Raw genomic sequence first — 18879 nt, 5'->3', positions numbered from 1 at the left:
CGTGCGCTGCTTCCATGCTGGAGTTCGCCCAATGGCTTCCCTTCCCTTCGTCTATCGGCTGCGTGGCTGGCTGATTCATGGCGCGGCTGTGCTGCTGTTACTCAATCTGCTGCTGCTGATCGGCAGTATCGCTGCGCGTTACCTGTTTGGCGGTTCGCCGATCTGGTCGGATGAACTGGCCCGTTATCTGGTGATCGGCTGCGTGATGATCGCCGTGGGTGCGGTTTGGGTCGAAAGCGGCCATATGCAGGTCAGTCTGCTCGATCAACGCCTGCCGGCACGCTGGATGCGCTGGGTGCACCTGTACAAATGGCTGCTGGCGCTGGTGCTGTTCGGCTTCGCGGCCTGGGCCAGCTATCGCTATGCCCTGAATGCCGGACGTTTCCGCTCGATGGGGCTGGGCATCAGCCGAACCTGGCCACTGCTGGTGGTGCCGCTGGGCTTCGGCCTGCTGTGGATACAACTGCTGTTGCAAGGCCCGTGGCCGCGGCAGGAACACCTCAATCGTCTGCATGAAGGGGTCGATCCATGACCTACGCGATGTTCGCCGTTTTCATCATCAACCTGCTGCTGGGTGTGCCGCTATTCGTCTGCATGCTGCTGGCCGCAGCCGTAGGATTTCTCTTCATCGATCCCGGCCTGTTCATGAACACCTTGCCGCAGCGCTTTTTCGGTGGGATGGACGTGTTCTCGCTGATGGCCATCCCTCTGTTCATCCTGGCCGGCAACCTGATGAACAACTCCGGGATGACTCCACGTCTGATTCGCCTGGCCAATACACTGGTCGGTCACTTTCGCGGAGGTCTTGGCCACGTCAACGTGGTCGCTGGCGTGTTCTTTGCCGGGGTCAACGGCTCGGCTGCCGCGGATGCCTCGGCACTCAGCACCTTGCTGGTGCCGGCCATGGAGAAGGAGGGCTATAGCCGCAAGTTCGCCGCAGGCCTGACCGCAGGAAGTTCGCTGATCGGCCCGATCATCCCGCCGAGCATCTTCATGATCCTGTATTCGTCCCTGACCAATACATCGGTGGGCGATCTGTTCCTGGCCGGGGTCATTCCAGGCTTTATTCTGGCCATGGCGTTTCTGCTGATGAACGCCGTGCATGCACATCGCCACAACCTGGCACCCAGCGGCAAACGCGCGACCCTGAGCGAGCTGCTGGCTGCGGTGAGCGGTGCTGCGACGGCTCTGGTCGCGCCAGTGATCATCGTTGCAGGTATCGTCTTCGGCCTGGTGTCGCCGACCGAATCCGGTGCCCTGCTGGCGCTGTATGTCATCGTCGCCGGCCTGGCTCAGCGCAACCTGAGCCTCGCTCGGCTGTGGGCTGCGTTCACCGAAACGGCGCGCCTGACCGCGTGTATCTACGCCATCATCGCCTCGGCCTCGGTGCTCAACTGGCTGCTTTCCTATACCCAGGTAGCCGCGCAGTTTGCCGAACTGCTGCACCCGTTTATGCACTCGCCAACACTGCTGCTGTTCGTCATCAGTGGGGTGATCTTCCTGTGCGGCATGTTCATGGAGGAGGTCTCGGTGCTCATGCTGCTCACCCCGATGATCGCCCCTGTCGCCCTGGCCGCGGGTATCGACCCGGTGCATCTGGGCCTGATTTTCACCCTCAACGTAACCATCGCGCTGATCACACCACCGATGGGGGCCTGCCTGTTCATCGTCGCCAGCATCAGCAAGCTGGATATTGTCGAGATGTTCACGGGCATTCTGCCGTTCATCGCAGTGGCGCTGGTCGTACTTGCGCTGCTGATCATCTTCCCCTCGCTGACACTGTGGCTGCCTTCGGTGTTTCATTGACCATGACTGATCTACTAAAACCGATCCCGCTACAGGACGAACCTGACTGGAATGCCTGTGCCGCGATCCCCATCGTCGAGAGTGACCAGCCGCTGGTGGCACTAGGCCTTAGCCAGCGCCTGGTGGTCTATCCGGCCTACCACCGGCTGGGAGTGCCAGAGGCGCTGCCGGACTGTCATGTGCGCCACGAGGTGTTCGAGCGCTTGTTGCTGGCGGCGGCGGCCTTGCCGTCAGGCGTGCGCCTGGCGGTGCTCGATGGCTGGCGCCCGCTGGCGGTGCAGCAACACCTGTATCGCAGCCTGACTCAGGCGATTGCCGGGGCCAATCCCGGACTGAATGCAGAGCAGTTGCTGACGCTGACCCGACAGTTTGTCTCGGTACCCAGCGTATGCCCGGAGGCACCGAGCCCCCACCTCACGGGCGGCTCGGTGGACGTCATTCTGACCGACGAGGCTGGTCGCTGGCTGGACATGGGCAGTGAGTTCGATGCGGCCTGTGCGCGCTCCTTCACCCACTACTACGAGCAAATCGCAGAGCCGAGTGTCGACGAGCAGGAGGTTCGTGCACGTCGCCGCATGCTCTACAACGCCATGCTGGCTGCCGGCTTCAGCAATCTGGCCAGTGAATGGTGGCACTACGACTTCGGCAATCAATTGTGGGCCTGGTCTACCGGTGCCAATCGGGCCCAATTCGGTCTGACCTCGGTGGAAAGCGTCGAGCAGCGTTGGAAACGGCAACTGCAGCGCGCTTGATCGTCGCTAGGCGAGTTGATCACTAGAAGCTGGCGTCGCCCGAGAACCGGTCCGGCGCCAGCTCATCTGCCTGAGCTTCCATTCGAAGCCCAGCACCAGGCCCGTAGCCGTGACCGCCAGGCCGGCGGCCAGGCCCCACCATACACCGGGCGCGCCCCAACCCAGCGGGAAGGCAAGCAGCCAGGCCAGTGGTGCGCCGATGCACCAGTAGCCGGTCAGACCGATCAACAGGGTTGTCCGGCCGTCGTTAAGCCCTCTTATCGCGCCCATGGCGATGCTCTGCAGACCATCAAACAGCTCGAACCAGGCGGCTATCGCCAGCAGGCTCACCGCCAGGGCGACGATCTCGGCGAAGGCCGGGTCATGACGGTCAAGGAACAGACCGATGATCCACTCCGGCAGCAGCCAGAACAGCAGGGCAAACAGCAGCATCAGCGACGCCCCAAGGATCATACCCAGGTGTCCGGACAGACGTGACAGGTGCAGGCGTTCGGCACCGTAATGCAGGCCGACACGGAAGGTCACCGCATAGGACAGCCCCTGCGGCACGATGAACGCCAGCGCCACTGTTTGTATGGCGATCTGATGCGCTGCCAATTGCACGCTGCCAAGGGCTCCCATGCACAGGGTAGCGAAGGTGAACAGCCCCTGCTCCGCAGCGTAGGTGCCGCCGATGGGCAGACCAAGACGCAACAGCGCACGCATTTCCGCACGTTGCGGGCGACCAAGGCCTGCGCGCAACTGATAATGCTGATAGGTCGGTGAAATAAGGATGTACAGCGCCAGGGCCAGAGCCATCGCGCTGCTGACCAGCGCAGTGGTCATGCCGATGCCGGCGAGGCCCAGACTGGGCAGGCCAAACCAGCCCTTGACCAAAGCGTAATTGATAACGAAGTTGGCCACGGTACCGACAATGCTGATGGCCATGACCGGGCCAGGGTAGCCGATGGCACTGGTGAAACCGCGCAAGGCCATGAAGCACAGGTAGCCAGGCAAGGCCAACGACAGCGGGCGGAGGAACTCCAGAGCCTGGCTGGCCGCCGCAGGATCCTGGCCAAGATGTGGCAGCAACGGGCCCAGAGCATTGAGGCACAGCGCACTGACGATCCCCAGCGAAATGGCCAGCCATAAGCCATTGCGCATCAGCCGCGTGACCGCGCCAGGATCTCCGGCGCCATGGCGGATGGCAACCAGACTGCCCACGGCAGCGATCACTCCGGTGCAGAAGATCGAGAAGATGAAATAGCAGGTAGCGCCCAGTGCGCCACCGGCCAACTGCTGAGGGCCAAGCATGGCCATCATCAGCGTGTCGGTGAAAATCATCAGCGCGTGGGCCAACTGGGCGGAGATCAACGGGGCGGCCAGACGCAGCAATGCACCCAGCTCGTGACCAAGGGAACGATTCATGATGAGTAAAACTTCGGCAGGACAAGCATCCCCGGGCTGTCCAGGAATGAGCAATGGCGACTATTCTCCGGCTTGAGCGAATTACCCACAAAAGGAAAATAACCATGTCTGACATGATTAAAACTCATGGTTTGATGCCGTGACCCGACGTTTGCCACCGCTCTACGCCCTGCGCGCCTTCGAGGCCGCCGCGCGCCACGCCTCCTTCACCCGCGCAGCCGAGGAGCTGGCTCTAACCCAAAGCGCGGTGAGCCGGCATATCCGGACTCTGGAACAGTACTTCGGCTGCCGCCTGTTCGAGCGCCGTGGCCGCAGTCTGCAACTGACCGACCCGGCCCGGGCTCTGCTGCCAGGAATCAGCGATGGTTTCGATGCCCTCGAGCGGGCCAGCGCAGCCCTGCGCGCAGACGACCATGCGCTGCGCCTCAAGGCACCCTCGACCCTGACCATGCGCTGGCTGCTGGCACGGCTCTCACACTACCGCCTGGCCAACCCCGACAGCGAGGTTCAGTTGACCAGCGCCTGGATGGATGTGGACAAGGTGGATTTTCGCCACGAACCGTTCGACTGCGCGGTGCTCCTGTCAGACGGCCAGTTTCCCGAGGACTGGGAAAGCACCCTGCTGTTCGAAGAATGGCTGATACCTGTCTGCGCCACCACCGATGCTGCCGCCGGCCCCTGGACGCTATCCCGCCTGCTGGAAGCCGAACAACTGCACCCGACCCCGGATCGACGCGACTGGCGGCGTTGGCTGCAGGTGACCGGACTAAGTGAGCAGGTTCCACTGAAGACCGGCCAACTGTTCGACATGCTGGAGCTGGGCATAGTGGCTGCTGCACGCGGTTACGGCGTATCCATAGGTGATCTGCTGATGGTGGCCGAGGACGTACAGGCCGGCCGCCTCGGCCTGCCCTGGCCGACAGCGGTGTTCAGCGGCGACAGCTATTACCTGGTTTGGCCCCGCGGCCACCGCACTCAGGCGCGTCTGCAGCGTCTGCGCGACTACCTGCTGGCCGAGGTTCAGGCCATGCAACTGCCGCCAGTAGAACGTCTGACTGGCTAGGCAAGCCATCCGATTCAACTCCGCTGTCATCTCCTTTGCGTTGGCTCATGGCCCCAGTCGTGGCACGATTGCGCCGTCCAGAAACGAGATGCCCCGACATGCCCCCAGAAGCTCCCGAGAATTTCCCCCTGATTGCCGCCATCGATCTGGGCTCGAACAGTTTTCACATGGTTCTGGCCAAGACCGACAATCACGAAATTCGCATTCTCGAACGCCTGGGTGACAAAGTGCAGCTGGCTGCCGGCATCGATGAAACGCGTCAACTCAGCGAAGAGGCAATGGTTCGCGGGCTTGATTGCCTGCGCCGCTTCGCCCAGCTCACCGCCTGCCTGCCGGAGGGTTCGGTGCGCATCGTCGGTACCAACGCGCTGCGCGAAGCCCGCAACCGTGCGGTATTTATCCGCCGCGCCGAGGAGATTCTCGGTCATCAGGTGGAGGTGGTATCCGGCCGCGAGGAAGCGCGGCTGATCTACCTCGGGGTCTCCCACAGCATCGCCGACACCCCGGGCAAGCGCCTGGTAGCCGACATTGGCGGCGGCAGCACCGAGTTCATCATTGGCCAGCGTTTCGAGCCGCTGCTGCGCGAAAGCCTGCAGATGGGCTGCGTCAGCTTTACCCAGCGCTACTTCCGCGACGGCAAGATCACGCCGGCCCGCTATGCCCAGGCCTACACCTCGGCACGGCTGGAGCTGATGAACATCGAGCAGAGCATGCGCCGGCTGGGCTGGGAAGATGCTGTCGGTGCCTCCGGCACGATCAAGGCCGTGGGCCTGGCGATCAAGGCCGCCGGACTGGGCAGCGGTGAGGTCACTCAGGAAGGCCTCGCCTGGCTCAAGCGCAGGCTGTTCAAGCTGGGTGAGGTGGACAGAATCGACCTAGAAGGCATCAAACCGGATCGCCGGGCAATCTTCCCGGCGGGCCTGGCCATTCTGGAAGCAATCTTCGACGCCTGCGAAATCCAGCGCATGAGTCACTCCGAGGGGGCGCTGCGAGAAGGCCTGCTCTATGACCTGCTCGGCCGGCGCAAGCACGAGGATGTACGCGAACGCACCCTGTCGGCCTTCATGGAGCGCTACCACGTCGACCTGGAGCAGGCCGCCCGGGTCGAAGCCAAGGCAATTTTTGCTCTGAACGAAGTGGCCCAGGCCTGGCAACTGACCGACGACTGGCTGCGCGAGCTGCTCAGCTGGGGAGCCCGGGTGCATGAAGTGGGCCTGGCCATCGCCCACTACCATTACCACAAGCACGGCGCCTATCTGATCGAGCACTCGGATCTGGCAGGTTTCTCGCGCCAGGATCAGCAGATGCTGGCACTGTTGGTACGCGGCCACCGGCGCAGCATTCCCCGTGACAAGTTCACCGAGTTCGGCGAGGACGGCATTAAACTCATGCGCCTGTGCGTGCTGCTGCGCTTCGCCATCCTCTTCCATCACATCCGCGGCACCCAGAGCATGCCGGAGGTACAGTTGCAGGCCAGCGAGGACAGTCTGGAAATCGTCTTCCCCGAGGGCTGGCTAGCCGCCAACCCGCTGACCCAGGCCGACTTCGAGGCCGAGGCCGAATGGCTCAAGCGCATCGACCTGAGCCTCAGCGTGCGCTGAAGGCACTCACCGCGTCAGGGCGAAATCCAGCACCTGCACACTACTGATAAAACCGTTGCCGGCATGATCGGTAGCAGGCGGCACCTGCAGGTCGCTGGCAATGCCCAGATCAACCAAACGCGCCTGCAGCTCACGGGCATTGTCCAACATGCGCCGCTCGGCCAGTTGCCGCTGACGAGGGTCGGTCGGCGCCACATCGAAAGCCGGCTGTTCGGCACCACCAACACTTAGCATCAGCCGCACGGATGGATGCGGCCGGCTTCGAGCGAACGTCTCCAGCAACCCAAAGACATGGCGCCGATTCCACCACAGCGAGGGGCTGGCGGCGTAGTAGCGCTGAAAAGCCTCGGGCCGGGTGAGCAGGGTGTAGACGGTGAACAGTCCGCCGTAGGAATGGCCGAACAGGGTCTGGCGCTGCGGATCCACAGGATAACGCGCAGCCACCAGTGGCTTGACCTCATCCTCAAGGAAGTCCAGAAAACGCTGCGCACCACCCTGCGGCCGCCCGGAACGGTCTCCGGTATCGCTCAGGTCAGGGGCCGGCGGAGTAAAGTCCTCCGCGCGCGCGGCAAGGTCGAAAGGGCTGTCATGGGGATGCCCGATGCCGACCACCAGCACCGCTTCGCGACCTTCACGCGCAGCATGGGGCTGGTACATCAACGCCTGCTGCGAAAGCAGGGGAAAAAACAGGTTGGCATCAAGCACGTAGACCACCGGAAAGCCCTGCGCCGGTGCTTCCCCCTGCGGCCGGGACAGGTACAGCCGATAACTGCGCCCAGTATGCTGCGACTGCACTTCGCGCATTTCGGCCTGCACCAGACTCGCCGGCTGCCAGGCAGATTCTCCGGCCAGCGCCGGCAGCGCCAGTGTCAGCAGCAGAAAACCGAGCAGCCTAGCCCTCATCGGCAATGTCCGCACGCCAGGCGATGGACAGGTTTTCCTTGCGGGCGAAGCGCTGCAGATGGTCGTCCAGCACGAAGCGGATGCGCGCCGCCGCCTCGGCATTCTCGGCGCTACAGTCGAAGTGCAGCGCTCCGGCCTCGGCCTGCATCAGGCAGCGCCCGTTGGGAAAGTGAGCATCAGCGCTCTGCTCATCGAACTCGACGCTGATTTTGTGGCGAAAGTGCTTGCACAGCTTGGTCATATACAGCGAGGCCGAGGTGGTCGCCGCGCTACCTTGAAATCGAATCATGCAGGAAGACTCATCTGGCTGGCGGGTGGTCCCGCCTGATTATCGTGGCAACGAGTGGCAAGCGGGAGGCCATGGCCTCCCGCTCGAGACTCAGAAGCTGGTGCTGAGGCTGGCGTAGAAGGTACGCCCCGGTTCGTTGTAGGTGTAGGCACCGGCCTCACGGGCATTACCCTCGCGATACAGGCGCTTGTCGAACAGGTTGCTGATGCCCGCGCCAACGCTCCAGTTCTTGTCGATCTGGTAATTGCCGCCGATGCCAACCAGCGCATAGGGCGAGATTTCACGACGGGCATCGCCCTCCAGCACATTGCCCTTGTAGTCATACTTGCCCGGGGTCTGCCGGCCATACCAGGTGACCGTGGCCTGCAGCGAAAGCGGGTCGCTTACCTGCCAGTCGAGTGTGGAGTTGACGGTGAACTCGGGAATAATCGACAGCGGCTCGCCGGTTTCCTTGTTCTTCGACTGCAGCATCCAGGTGAAGTTGGTATTCCAGCTCAGACGCTCGGCCAGCGGCATTTTCAGGTTGCCTTCAAAACCCTCGACCACCGCCCTTGGCACGTTGCTCCACTGGAACACATCGACCTGGCGGTTGTTGCCCATGATGTTGGCGGTGATATTGGCTACCGGCGTGCGCCCGGCCTCGACCTTGTCGTGGTAGTCGTTGCGGAACCAGGTCAGGCTGGCCTGGTACTCACCGGACTCGAACTCCAGCCCCAGTTCCTTATTGACACTGGTTTCAGCCTTGAGACTGTCATTGCCGACCAGGAAACAGCCGACGCCGACCGTTCCCCAGCAACCGATGCCATTGCTGTACAGCGCGTAGGAGGGGTTGCTCTGGTACAGGTTGGGTACCTTGTAGGCGCGGGCGATACCGGCCTTGAGGCTGAAGTTCTCGTCCAGCCTGTGCGAAAGGTTGAGCGCCGGGCTCCAGTTGCTGCCGGAGAAGCTGTTGTGATCAAAGCGCAGCCCGGGAGTAAGGATGGTGCCCGGTCGCAGCTCGATGTTGTCTTCGACGAAAAGCGATGCGGTACGCATCGTCGTCTCGCCCTTGAAGGCGTCGGTGTAACCGATGTTCTGTACCACAGCCAGATCGGAGACGCCGTCGTCCATGCGCTGCTCGTTCCACTCCGCGCCCAGGGTCAGCACCTGTTCGAAGCCGGCCGACAGCGGCAGGCTGACCTCACTGTGTGCGGTCAGGTTTTCCAGCTCGATGGTGCCGAACTCGTTGCCGTTGATGGCACCTTCCGGACCGCCGGCCAGACCTTCCTTGAGACGGTTGTTGCGCGTGCGCTCGTACTGCAGGTAGTTCAGCGTGGTACCGAAGTCCCAGTCGCCATGGTGGGTGATGGCGTAGGTATTGCGCAGCATGCGGTTGGTTTCGCGGCCAATCCAGTTCGAGCGTATGGCATTGATGGGTGCCGAGCTGGACAGATTGTTCATGCTGTCGCCGGTGTAGATGTTGCCCTGCCGGCTGAAGCCAGCCTGCAGATCGAGGGTCTGCGACTCATCCATACGCCAGCTCAGCGTGGCGTCGATATCACGATTGCGCACACCTTCGCGGCCGGCCACGGCGGAACTGTCGGGGCTCGCCGCACGACCTTCGTTGATGTCTTCGTCGTCCGAGTCCGTCTTGTTCAGATTGCCGTACACACGGTACGACAGGGTTTCGCTCAGCGGGCCGCTAAGACCAAAGCTGAAGCGCCGGGTAGCACCCTCTTCGCTGTGCTGCGGCATGTTGGCATAGAGACTGAGATTGCCCTGATGCTCGATGCCCGCCTTCTTGGTGATGATATTGACCACCCCGCCAGCCGCACCGCTGCCGTAGCGGGCTGCCGCCGGGCCACGCAGCACTTCGATGCGCTCGATCTGCTCGGCAGGCACCCAGTTGGAGTCACCGCGGGTATCGCGGTCGCCACGCCAGCCGTAGCGCACGGCATTACGCGAGTTGACCGGCTTGCCATCGATCAGAATCAGGGTGTTTTCCGGCCCCATGCCGCGGATGTCGATCTGCCGATTGTTGCCGCGCGCACCGGAGCCGCTGTTACCGGTCAGATTCACCCCTGGCTGCTTGCGGATGATCTCGGCAATGTCATTGGCCGGTGGCGCCTTGCGGATGTCCTCGGCAGTAATCAGGGAAACACCCAGCGCCTGGCGCAACTCCTCCTGGGCAGTACCGAGCACTTCGGTAGCCTGCAACTCGACAGGCTCGGCTGCCAGACTCAGAGGTGGCAGCGCCAACAGTACGGCCAGACTCAACGGCCTGATGGAAAACTGATTAAGTGGTGGCAGATGCATCGTTCCCTCCTCGCGCTTCCCCGCCAGGAAGACGCACAATTTAAATGCGAATGATTTGCATCAGTAAAGAACGAGGCGTAGTCTGCCAGCCTGGATGTAACAAAAGGTTTGCGCGCCGGGATTTGTTCTTTGCGCCAGATGCATCGAGGGAGTGCTTATGAACGCCCAGAACCATGTCGTCCGCGCCGCCGAGTTGGCGCAGCTGTCGGGCGACAAGATTCAGTTGGTCAATGGCCAGTGCAGTCGCGACAGCCTGTTCCGCGGCCACCTGAGCTGGCGCCAACTGCGCGAAGGCCTGTCACTGCACTGCTCCGACTGCGTGGAGCTGCAGGACTTCGCCACTCGGGCGCAGGCACACCCGCACCTTAACCTCATCCTTTTCCTGCAGGGCCGCAGCGAAGTCAGCTACAACGGCCGCCCCTTCACCTTCGGCACCTCTGGCGGCAGCGGCGAAGGGGTGATCATCGCACTCAACGAGCCGATGCAGTTCGCTCGCCATGCCCGCCGTGGCCAGCACATTCGCAAGGTATCGATCAGCCTGAGCGAGGAATGGTTCGACTCCTGCGGTTTCGACGGCCAGACCGAACTGAAAGCGTTGTTACAGGGCGACTACCGGCCACTCAACGTGCTGCGCTGGAGACCTTCAGCGCGCCTGCTGACCCTGGCCGAGCAGGTTCTGCACCCGGCCGGTGGCAACCGACTGCTGGAGAACCTGTATCTGGAAAGTCGGGCCCTGGAAATCGCCGGCGAGGCACTCGGCCAGATCACCCGACAAGCACCGGCTGCCTCAGCCAGGCTGCGCCCGCACGAGCATCAGCGCATTCGCAGTACTCTGGAGCTACTGCACAGCGGCGAGGCCGACGGTTGGTCGCTGGAGCAAATCGCCCAAGCCGTGAGCTGCAGCGCCAGCACCCTGCAGCGTCACTTCCAGGCGGTCAATGGTCTGTCGATCTTCGAGTATCAGCGCCAGCGCAAGCTGCAACAGGCGCGTGACGCGCTGGAACAGCAGGGTGTGTGCGTCAGCCAGGCGGCCTGGATTGCCGGCTACAGCAGCGCCGCAAACTTTTCCACAGCATTCAAGCGCGCCTTCGGCATCAGCCCCAGGCAGGTGCGCGCCCGGCTCTGAGCCCGGCACAGGGCGACTGCACCGGGCTGGCTGTGAACGTGCTCAACGGGTTACCACGATCGGTGCGGTGAGCTTCTCCAGCAGAGCCGCCTGGGCGTTGCGCGGGTTCTGGTTGCCGGTTGGCTGCTGGCGCACATAGCGGCCGTCCGACTGCAGCACCCAGGCCTGGGTGTTGTCGCTCAGATAGAGCTCCAGCTCCTTCTTGACCCGGCTGATAAGCTTCTTGCCTTCGACCGGGAAGCAGGTCTCAACCCGCTTGTCGAGGTTGCGCTCCATCCAGTCGGCGCTGGACAGGTAAACCAGCTCGTCGCCACCGTTAAGGAAGTAGTAGATCCGGCTGTGCTCAAGGAAGCGGCCGACAATCGAACGCACCTGAATATTGTGCGAAACCCCGGCAATGCCCGGGCGCAGACAGCACATGCCGCGCACCACCAGATCGATCTTGACGCCGCTCTGGCTGGCCTTGTACAGCGCACGGATGATCTTCGGGTCGGTCAGCGCGTTGACCTTGGCCATAATGTGCGCCGGTCGCCCTTCGCTGGCCGCTGCCGTTTCCCTGGCGATCAGGTCGAGCAGGGTCTTCTTCAGGGTGAAGGGCGCATGCAACAGCTTCTTCATGCGCAGGGTTTTGCCCATGCCGATCAACTGGCTAAACAGCTTGCCGACGTCCTCACCCAGCGCCACGTCGGCGGTGAGCATGCTGTAGTCGGTGTACAGGCGAGCGTTGCCGGCGTGGTAGTTGCCGGTGCCCAGGTGCGCGTAACGGCGGATCTCGCCATTCTCGCGGCGCAGGATCAGCATCATCTTCGAGTGGGTCTTGAAGCCCACCACGCCGTAGATCACCACCGCACCGGCCTGCTGCAGGCGAGTGGCCAACTGCAGGTTGGACTCCTCGTCGAAACGTGCGCGCAGCTCGATCACCGCAGTGACCTCCTTGCCGTTGCGTGCAGCCTCTACCAGGGCATCGACAATCTCCGAGTTGGCGCCGGAACGGTACAGGGTCTGTTTGATCGCCAGTACATGCGGATCCTTGGCAGCCTGGCGAAGCAAGTCGACCACCGGAGTGAAGGACTCGAAGGGGTGCATCAGCAGGATGTCCTGCTTGCTGATGACGTTGAAGATGTTCTCGGCATTCTGCAGCGGCTTGGGAATCACCGGAGTGAAGGGCATGTACTGCAGCTCCGGGTGGTTGTCCAGACCGGTGATGGAGAACAGCCGGGTCAGGTTCACCGGGCCGTTGACCCGATACAGTTCGTTTTCCGACAGGCCGAACTGCTTGAGCAACTGATCCGACAGGTGCTTAGGACAAGTATCTGCCACTTCCAGGCGTACCGCATCGCCGTAACGACGGCTAAACAGCTCGCCGCGCAGGGCGCGGGCCAGATCCTCGACATCCTCGGTATCTACCGACAGATCGGCGTTACGAGTCAGGCGGAACTGGTAGCAGCCCTTGACCTTCATGCCGTGGAACAGATCGTCGGCATGAGCATGGATCATCGACGAGAGGAACACGTAATTATCGCCGCTCCCGCCTACCTCCTCCGGCACGCGGATCACCCGCGGCAGCGAGCGCGGCGCCGGGATGACCGCCAGGCCGGAATCGCGGCCAAAGGCATCGATGCCTTCAAGCTCGACGATAAAGTTAAGGCTCTTGTTCACCAGCAGCGGGAAGGGGTGCGTCGGATCAAGACCAATGGGCGTGATGATCGGCGCGATCTCGTCGCGGAAATAGCGGCGCACCCAGCTCTTGAGCTTGGTCGTCCAGTGCCGCCGGCGAATGAAGTTGATGTTGTGCTTGGCCAGCGCCGGAAACAGTGTGTCGTTGAGGATGGCGTACTGGCGCTCGACTTGCTCGTGCACCAGCTCGCTGATCCGCGCCAGCGCCTGGTGTGGCTGCAGGCCGTCAGCACCAGCCTGCTCACGGGCAAAGTTGATCTGTTTCTTCAGCCCGGCAACGCGAATCTCGAAGAACTCGTCGAGGTTGCTGGAGAAAATCAGCAGGAACTTCAGACGTTCAAGCAGCGGATAGGACTCATCCAGTGCCTGCTCCAGCACGCGGATGTTGAACTGCAGTTGCGACAGCTCGCGATGGATGTACAGGCTGATATCGTCCAACCCCGGCACAGGTGGCGGGGGCGGGGGAGTTTCCACCACAACCGGCTCCATGGGTGCCTCTAGCGACGCTGCTGGGCTGCTGTCGAGTACATCACTGTTGAGTCCTTCGCTGTTCATCACTGGGTTCCTGAGGGGTATCACCCCTGTTTTAACAGTTCTGCCGCACGCACGGCGAAATAGGTGAGGATGCCATCGGCGCCGGCGCGTTTGAAGGCGGTCAGCGATTCGAGGATCACCGCCTCGGACAGCCAGCCGTTCTGGATCGCCGCCATGTGCATGGCGTACTCGCCGCTGACCTGATAGGCGAAGGTAGGCACCTTGTAGGCCTCCTTCACTCGCCAGACGATGTCCAGATAGGGCATACCCGGCTTGACCATGACCATGTCGGCGCCTTCGGCCAGATCCGCCGCCACTTCGTGCAGCGCCTCGTCACCGTTGGCCGGATCCATCTGGTAGGTGTTCTTGCTGCCCTTGCCGAGGTTCGCCGCCGAGCCGACCGCATCGCGGAACGGTCCGTAATAGGCGCTGGCGTACTTGGCCGAGTAAGCCATGATGCGCACGTTGGTGTGCTCGGCCAGCTCCAGTGCTTCGCGGATCGCCTGGATGCGTCCGTCCATCATGTCCGACGGAGCCACAATCTGGGCACCGGCCTCGGCGTGAGACAGCGCCTGCCTGACCAGCGCATCGACGGTGACATCGTTCTGCACATAACCGTCGGCATCAAGGATGCCGTCCTGGCCATGAGTGGTGAAGGGATCCAGGGCTACATCACTGATCACTCCCAGCTCCGGAAACTTCGCGCGCAGGGCACGTATCGCACGCTGGGCAATGCCGTCCGGATTCCACGCCTCAGCGCCGTCGAGCGACTTCTTCTCCAGCGGCGTAACCGGAAACAGCGCCAACGCCGGTATGCCCAGCTCCACCCAGTGTTCGGCCTCCTTCAACAGCAGATCGATGGACAGACGCTCGACGCCCGGCATGGAGGGCACGGCCTCGCGGCGGCTTTCACCATCAAGAACGAACACCGGGAGGATCAGGTCATCCACGCTCAGGCGGTGCTCACGCACCAGGCGACGGGAAAACTCGTCACGACGGTTGCGACGCAGGCGGGTGGCGGGGAACAGGCGGTTGGCGAGGGTAACGCTCACGGCAGACTCCAGAGCCCGCACGGGCGGGCCAGTGTGACAGTTATAAGCAGCCATTATGACCGGATGATGACAGCCACATGGCTCCGTGCGACGGCAGGTCGCATAGCTGGTCGCTCATTGTGGCACGCCCGCCATCTTTCTGCGGCATCGCCGTCGGGTTAGGCTGATGCCTCCTCCTGGCCTGAGTGTTCCGCATGCTGCAAGACCTGATCGCCCAGTTCGGCTACCCGGCGCTGGTACTGGGCACCTTCCTTGAGGGCGAGGTGTCCCTGCTGCTGGCCGCCTACCTGGCCGTACGCGACCTGCTCCGTATCGAGGGAGTGATAGCCTGCGCCTTCCTCGGCACCTTTGCCAGCGATCAGCTGTGGTACTACCTGGGCCGCCACCATGGCCGCGCCCTGCTACAGCGAAAGCCGGCCTGGCAACCGCTGGGCGCTCGCGCCAATGCCATGCTGGCCCGCCACCCGGATCTATGGGTGCTCGGCTTTCGCTTTATGTACGGCCTGCGTACGGTAATGCCACTGGCTATTGGTTTGTCCGGCTACTCCTGGCGCCGCTATCTGCTGCTCGATGCCATCGGCGCTGGCCTATGGGCCACCGGCCTGAGCCTGCTGGCCTACAATCTGGGCCAGGCCATGGAGGGGCTTCTGCAGGAACTACGCCGCTATCAGTTGCTGCTGTTGCTGCTCGTGGTACTGCTGATCGGCCTCGGCTGGCTATATCGATGGCGTCAGCGACGCCGGGGCTGAGTCGTCCTGGCGCAGCCACCACAAGCCCAGCAGGCTGAGCCCCCCATAGAGCAGCAGAGCAGCCCAGGCGGCAACACCCATGCTCAGCACACCCAGCGCATCAGCCAGCCAGAACAGCGGCAGGTTCAGCGTCAGACGCAACAGTTCCACCCTCCTGGCCCAGCGGCGGCTCTCCAGCACACAGCCGATGCTATACAGGCCCAGCCCCACCCAAATGCAGCCCAGCAGGGCCGCAACAGTGCTCAGCCCGTCACCCTGCGCCAGCAGCCAGACACCGCCCAGCAGATAAACGATGAATTGCAGCAGCGCATAAACCTGCGCGCCACGTCCCAACGGCACCTCGAACTTGCGGAAGCGGCTCAGATCCGGCTTCTCCTGCGGGTAACGCGCAGCCACATCGGCCGGACGCCAGCCGGTGGGCATAAACCAGATGCGCAACCGGTCCCACCAGGAGGCGGCTCTACGCGCATCACACCAGAGCCCGGCATACACCTGCAGGTTGGCCCATAGCGGGTTCCAGCTGGCCAGCGGGACGGTCACACCGAAGATCACCGGTTCTTCTTCCAACTCCTCCTGGTAAGTGCGAAACAGTCGATCCCAGACAATGAACACACCGCCGTAATTACGATCCATGTAAAGAGGATTCTGTGCATGATGAACACGGTGATTGGACGGGGTGATCAGTAGCCACTCCAGCCAGCCGAGCTTGGGAATGTGTTTTGTATGCACCCAGAACTGGTAGAGCAGATTGAGTGCCGCCACGCTCAAAAACACCAGCGGCGGCACTCCGAGCAACGCCAGCGGCAAGTAGAAGATCCAGCTGAAAAGAAAACCGGTGCTGGTCTGGCGAAGTGCGGTGGAGAGGTTGTAGTCCTCGCTCTGATGGTGCACCGCATGAGCGGCCCAGAGCACGTTGCGTTCATGTCCCAGGCGATGATTCCAGTAGTAGCAGAAATCATAGAAGACGAAGGCAAACACCCAGACCCAAAGATCGCTGGCAGACAGCTCCAGCAGCGCCAGATGCTCCCAGGCGAAGGTATAGGTGAGCAGACCAACTACCTTGGTCAGTATCCCGACCGCCTGGGACAGCACTCCGGCACTCAGACTGTTGAGGGCGTCGGCGAGACGGTAGTTGTGCATGCCTCGCCAGCGGTCGGCAAGCAACTCCAGACCGATCAGCAGAAAGAAAAAAGGCACTGCGTAAAGGACATAGTTCATGACTGCGCCACATCGTTGTACTTGTATCGGGATTGAGCTGTTATTCATCCTATGCGATCAGCCAGCAGGCCTCACGGCGGCAAATGACAACCCAAGCGGCATTTAACGCCAGCAGCCTGCGTTACCAGAATAATCAACAAGCGCGCCCGCCCTGCGGCGCGCCCGTCCTCACCAGGAGTCGAGCATGAGCAAGAAAGTGGCAGTGATTCTGTCCGGCTGTGGCGTCTATGATGGCGCCGAGATCCACGAAAGCGTGATCACCCTGCTGCGTCTCGATCAGCGTGGTGCCGAGGTGGGCTGCTTTGCACCCAACATCCCGCAACTACACGTGGTCGACCATTACAGCGGCGACGAGATGGACCAAACACGCAACGTGCTGGTCGAATCGGCACGCATCGCCCGTGGCCAGATCAAGGACGTTAAAGCGCTGCACGTGGCCGACTTCGATGCCCTGATCTTGCCAGGCGGCTTCGGCGTAGCCAAAAACCTTTCCGATTTCGCCGTCAGCGGCGCCAACTGCAGCGTGCAACCGGACGTACTGGCAGCCTGCAAGGCCTTCGTGGACGCCGGCAAGCCAGTCGGCCTGATATGCATCGCCCCGGCACTGGCAGCAAGAATCTTCGGTGAAGGGGTGACCTGCACCATCGGCAACGATGCCGATACCGCCGCAGCCCTGAGCCAAATGGGCGCCCGACACGAGGAGTGCGAAGTCAGCGACATCATCGAAGACAGCGAGCGCAAGCTGGTCACCACTCCGGCCTATATGCTGGCCAAATCCATTTCCGAAGCAGCCGCCGGCATCAACAAGCTGGTCGACCGGGTACTTGAACTGACTCACTCCTGAGAACGGCGCAAAACAACATACCGGCCAGTGCCTGCTTCGGCTGTGACAGGCACGGGCAGGCCCTGTAAAGGGCTCTTCGGTCATAGCACAGGGCAACCCTGCCGTTCGGCTGGTCAAGTCGCCAGTGCTGCGGCAGCGTGGCAAAAAACTCCAGGGAGTAACCGCCGTGTCTGCCGCCTTCGTGCTCAGCCCGGAACTGCATCAGGCAGTCTCCGCCTTCTTCCAGCGCATCCCGTTCAACCAGTTGCTTGGCATCGAAATCGATGAGCTGAGCGAACAGCAAGTAACCATGCACCTGCCGATGCGACCCGAGCTGATCGGCAACTTTCTCCACGGCATCCTTCATGGCGGCGTGATTTCCTCGCTGCTCGATGTCTGCGGCGGTGCCATGGCCCTGATCGGAGCCTTCGCCAACCATCAGCACCTGCCGGCTGCGGAACGTATGAGCCGCCTGTCGAAGCTGGGCACCATCGACCTGCGCATCGACTACCTGCGCCCGGGACGCGGCCAGCGTTTTATCGCCACGGCCATACCACTGCGCGCCGGCAACAAGGTGGCGGTGATCCGCATGGAACTGCATAACGAGGAGGGTGTGCTGGTGGCCGTGGGCACCGGCACCTATTTGTGCGGCTAGCCGGAAGCAGCCGCCTTGCCTAAGGCGCTGACGACAGGGGCCGGATCAGGCGGGTAAGCAGACGATCCAGCGAATTGGCGAAAGCCTGTCGATCCTTGTCCGAGTATGGCGCCTGACCACCGCCGACCTGTCCCTGCTCGCGCAGATCGGTGAACAGGTTGCGCAGTGCCAGACGCTCGCCCATGTTGCGCTCGTCGAATTCGCGCCCACGCGGATCCAGCGCGGCCACGCCCTTCTTCAGCAACCGGTCTGCCAGCGGTACATCGCTGCAGATCACCAGATCTCCCGGCTGCGCATGCTCCACCAGGTGGTCATCGGCTGCATCCGGGCCGCTCGGCACCACCACCAGCCTGGCACAGGTAAAATTCGGCCGGGCAACGACCTGCCCGGCCACAAGCACCACCTCGAAGCTCCGCTTGAGAGCAAACTTGACCACCTGATCCCGAGCCGCCCGTGGGCAGGCGTCGGCGTCAATCCATACACGCATGTCACCCTCGAAGCCGCAAATCCGGCACCCAGTATGCCAGCTTGTGTGCTGCTAACGCCGGTAGAAGGCCTCGCAATGCTCCCGCAATGCGTCTGACAGGCTGTCGTCGGCCAGCTCGATCAGATCCAGCTCCAGCCGATCCGGCAGCAGCTCACTTGCCAGTATAGCCAGGCGCCGCAAGGCCTGCTCGTCAGCTCCGGCCACCGCCAGCAGCAGACTCGGCTGCCGTCCGCGTGCCGGATCACGGAGTGCTGCCAGATAGGCCTGCTGTATCTCGAGCTGGGCACAGGCCGCTGCCAGTGCCTGCTCCAGCGCCTGATGCTGCAGAGGTGCCAATGCCAGATCCGGGCTGTCGGCATAACGAGTGTGACGTATGGATGCGGACATGCTGGGGCTCTACGAAAGATTTCAGCCAGCCTAGAACCCGTCGCCGGCTCTGTCG

Annotated in this window: 18 protein-coding genes; 9 read left to right on the top strand and 9 right to left on the bottom strand. The window is 62.4% G+C overall.

The window, feature by feature from the left end:
* Positions 1-31: 31 nt before the first annotated feature.
* The 3 genes from NCCP436_RS01585 to NCCP436_RS01575 are packed head-to-tail and all read left to right on the top strand — an operon-like array spanning position 32 to position 2558.
* Entirely contained in the window at positions 32-532 is a 501-nt protein-coding gene (locus tag NCCP436_RS01585) for a TRAP transporter small permease (RefSeq protein ID WP_220802036.1), read from the top strand.
* On the top strand, positions 529-1806 hold the full coding sequence (locus NCCP436_RS01580; protein ID WP_220802035.1) for a TRAP transporter large permease: 1278 nt from the start codon (positions 529-531) through the stop codon (positions 1804-1806). Before NCCP436_RS01585 ends, NCCP436_RS01580 begins: the two co-directional genes overlap by 4 nt.
* A gap of 2 nt (positions 1807-1808) precedes the next feature.
* Positions 1809-2558: a M15 family metallopeptidase gene (locus NCCP436_RS01575; RefSeq protein WP_220802034.1), complete on the top strand. Its 750-nt coding sequence runs from the start codon at positions 1809-1811 to the stop codon at positions 2556-2558.
* A gap of 6 nt (positions 2559-2564) precedes the next feature.
* Here NCCP436_RS01575 and NCCP436_RS01570 read toward each other — a convergent pair whose 3' ends face one another.
* Positions 2565-3965: a NorM family multidrug efflux MATE transporter gene (locus tag NCCP436_RS01570; protein WP_220802033.1), complete on the bottom strand. Its 1401-nt coding sequence runs from the start codon at positions 3963-3965 to the stop codon at positions 2565-2567.
* Positions 3966-4104: 139 nt separating this feature from the next.
* Here NCCP436_RS01570 and NCCP436_RS01565 point away from each other — a divergent pair, with 139 nt between their 5' ends.
* The gene (locus tag NCCP436_RS01565; RefSeq protein WP_220802032.1) at positions 4105-5028 is read left to right on the top strand and encodes a LysR substrate-binding domain-containing protein; all 924 of its coding nucleotides are present in this window, start codon (positions 4105-4107) and stop codon (positions 5026-5028) included.
* 98 nt (positions 5029-5126) lie between these two features.
* Positions 5127-6629, top strand: coding sequence for an exopolyphosphatase (gene ppx, locus NCCP436_RS01560; protein ID WP_220802031.1), 1503 nt, complete (start codon positions 5127-5129; stop codon positions 6627-6629).
* Positions 6630-6635: 6 nt separating this feature from the next.
* Here the strand turns inward: ppx and NCCP436_RS01555 are convergent, their stop codons facing one another.
* The 3 genes from NCCP436_RS01555 to NCCP436_RS01545 form a co-directional block, all read right to left on the bottom strand.
* Positions 6636-7532 carry an alpha/beta hydrolase gene (locus tag NCCP436_RS01555; protein WP_220802030.1) on the bottom strand — a complete coding sequence of 299 codons (897 nt, stop codon included), beginning with the start codon at positions 7530-7532 and terminating at the stop codon, positions 6636-6638.
* Positions 7522-7821, bottom strand: coding sequence for a DUF2218 domain-containing protein (locus tag NCCP436_RS01550; RefSeq protein ID WP_220802029.1), 300 nt, complete (start codon positions 7819-7821; stop codon positions 7522-7524). Before NCCP436_RS01550 ends, NCCP436_RS01555 begins: the two co-directional genes overlap by 11 nt.
* 90 nt (positions 7822-7911) lie before the next feature.
* Positions 7912-10116, bottom strand: a complete 2205-nt coding sequence (locus tag NCCP436_RS01545) for a TonB-dependent siderophore receptor (protein WP_220802028.1) — start codon at positions 10114-10116, stop codon at positions 7912-7914.
* Positions 10117-10273: 157 nt separating this feature from the next.
* Here NCCP436_RS01545 and NCCP436_RS01540 point away from each other — a divergent pair, with 157 nt between their 5' ends.
* Positions 10274-11242: an AraC family transcriptional regulator gene (locus tag NCCP436_RS01540; RefSeq protein WP_220802027.1), complete on the top strand. Its 969-nt coding sequence runs from the start codon at positions 10274-10276 to the stop codon at positions 11240-11242.
* Between the two features lie 42 nt (positions 11243-11284).
* Here the strand turns inward: NCCP436_RS01540 and ppk1 are convergent, their stop codons facing one another.
* Both ppk1 and hemB read right to left on the bottom strand, forming a co-directional pair.
* A complete protein-coding gene (gene ppk1, locus NCCP436_RS01535) occupies positions 11285-13474 on the bottom strand; it encodes a polyphosphate kinase 1 (protein WP_220802026.1) in 2190 nt (729 codons plus the stop codon).
* Positions 13475-13494: 20 nt separating this feature from the next.
* The gene (gene hemB / locus NCCP436_RS01530; RefSeq protein ID WP_220802025.1) at positions 13495-14505 is read right to left on the bottom strand and encodes a porphobilinogen synthase; all 1011 of its coding nucleotides are present in this window, start codon (positions 14503-14505) and stop codon (positions 13495-13497) included.
* Positions 14506-14699: 194 nt separating this feature from the next.
* Between hemB and NCCP436_RS01525 the strand changes: the two genes are divergently transcribed.
* Positions 14700-15254, top strand: coding sequence for a DedA family protein (locus NCCP436_RS01525; RefSeq protein ID WP_220802024.1), 555 nt, complete (start codon positions 14700-14702; stop codon positions 15252-15254).
* Here NCCP436_RS01525 and NCCP436_RS01520 read toward each other — a convergent pair.
* Entirely contained in the window at positions 15222-16472 is a 1251-nt protein-coding gene (locus NCCP436_RS01520) for a sterol desaturase family protein (RefSeq protein WP_220802023.1), read from the bottom strand. The genes NCCP436_RS01525 and NCCP436_RS01520 overlap by 33 nt on opposite strands.
* 184 nt (positions 16473-16656) lie before the next feature.
* On the opposite strand from NCCP436_RS01520, the gene elbB reads away from it, so the two are divergent.
* Both elbB and NCCP436_RS01510 read left to right on the top strand, forming a co-directional pair.
* Positions 16657-17316 (top strand): isoprenoid biosynthesis glyoxalase ElbB, encoded by a 660-nt coding sequence (gene elbB / locus NCCP436_RS01515; RefSeq protein ID WP_220802022.1) that lies wholly within the window; start codon positions 16657-16659, stop codon positions 17314-17316.
* Positions 17317-17482: 166 nt separating this feature from the next.
* Entirely contained in the window at positions 17483-17950 is a 468-nt protein-coding gene (locus NCCP436_RS01510) for a thioesterase family protein (RefSeq protein ID WP_220802021.1), read from the top strand.
* Between the two features lie 19 nt (positions 17951-17969).
* Here NCCP436_RS01510 and NCCP436_RS01505 read toward each other — a convergent pair whose 3' ends face one another.
* Both NCCP436_RS01505 and NCCP436_RS01500 read right to left on the bottom strand, forming a co-directional pair.
* Entirely contained in the window at positions 17970-18437 is a 468-nt protein-coding gene (locus tag NCCP436_RS01505; protein ID WP_220802020.1) for a YaiI/YqxD family protein, read from the bottom strand.
* A 51-nt stretch (positions 18438-18488) separates the two neighbouring features.
* Positions 18489-18824, bottom strand: coding sequence for an enhanced serine sensitivity protein SseB C-terminal domain-containing protein (locus tag NCCP436_RS01500; RefSeq protein WP_220802019.1), 336 nt, complete (start codon positions 18822-18824; stop codon positions 18489-18491).
* Between the last annotated feature and the right edge of the window lie 55 nt (positions 18825-18879).

Origin of the sequence: Pseudomonas sp. NCCP-436 (assembly GCF_019656335.1) — a bacterium.
Taxonomy (GTDB): Bacteria; Pseudomonadota; Gammaproteobacteria; order Pseudomonadales; family Pseudomonadaceae; genus Aquipseudomonas.
The sequence above is the reverse complement of the archived record's forward strand: the minus strand, read 5'-3'. Positions and strand labels throughout refer to the sequence as shown.

Excerpts from the sequence above, each read along its gene's own strand:
- NCCP436_RS01585 (WP_220802036.1), top strand. The coding sequence starts at position 32 with ATGGCTTCCCTTCCCTTCGTCTATCGGCTGCGTGGCTGGCTGATTCAT.
- NCCP436_RS01580 (WP_220802035.1), top strand. The coding sequence starts at position 529 with ATGACCTACGCGATGTTCGCCGTTTTCATCATCAACCTGCTGCTGGGT.
- NCCP436_RS01575 (WP_220802034.1), top strand. The coding sequence starts at position 1,809 with ATGACTGATCTACTAAAACCGATCCCGCTACAGGACGAACCTGACTGG.
- NCCP436_RS01570 (WP_220802033.1), bottom strand. The coding sequence starts at position 3,965 with ATGAATCGTTCCCTTGGTCACGAGCTGGGTGCATTGCTGCGTCTGGCC.
- ppx (WP_220802031.1), top strand. The coding sequence starts at position 5,127 with ATGCCCCCAGAAGCTCCCGAGAATTTCCCCCTGATTGCCGCCATCGAT.
- NCCP436_RS01555 (WP_220802030.1), bottom strand. The coding sequence starts at position 7,532 with ATGAGGGCTAGGCTGCTCGGTTTTCTGCTGCTGACACTGGCGCTGCCG.
- NCCP436_RS01550 (WP_220802029.1), bottom strand. The coding sequence starts at position 7,821 with ATGATTCGATTTCAAGGTAGCGCGGCGACCACCTCGGCCTCGCTGTAT.
- NCCP436_RS01545 (WP_220802028.1), bottom strand. The coding sequence starts at position 10,116 with ATGCATCTGCCACCACTTAATCAGTTTTCCATCAGGCCGTTGAGTCTG.
- NCCP436_RS01540 (WP_220802027.1), top strand. The coding sequence starts at position 10,274 with ATGAACGCCCAGAACCATGTCGTCCGCGCCGCCGAGTTGGCGCAGCTG.
- ppk1 (WP_220802026.1), bottom strand. The coding sequence starts at position 13,474 with ATGAACAGCGAAGGACTCAACAGTGATGTACTCGACAGCAGCCCAGCA.
- NCCP436_RS01525 (WP_220802024.1), top strand. The coding sequence starts at position 14,700 with ATGCTGCAAGACCTGATCGCCCAGTTCGGCTACCCGGCGCTGGTACTG.
- NCCP436_RS01520 (WP_220802023.1), bottom strand. The coding sequence starts at position 16,472 with ATGAACTATGTCCTTTACGCAGTGCCTTTTTTCTTTCTGCTGATCGGT.
- elbB (WP_220802022.1), top strand. The coding sequence starts at position 16,657 with ATGAGCAAGAAAGTGGCAGTGATTCTGTCCGGCTGTGGCGTCTATGAT.
- NCCP436_RS01505 (WP_220802020.1), bottom strand. The coding sequence starts at position 18,437 with ATGCGTGTATGGATTGACGCCGACGCCTGCCCACGGGCGGCTCGGGAT.
- NCCP436_RS01500 (WP_220802019.1), bottom strand. The coding sequence starts at position 18,824 with ATGTCCGCATCCATACGTCACACTCGTTATGCCGACAGCCCGGATCTG.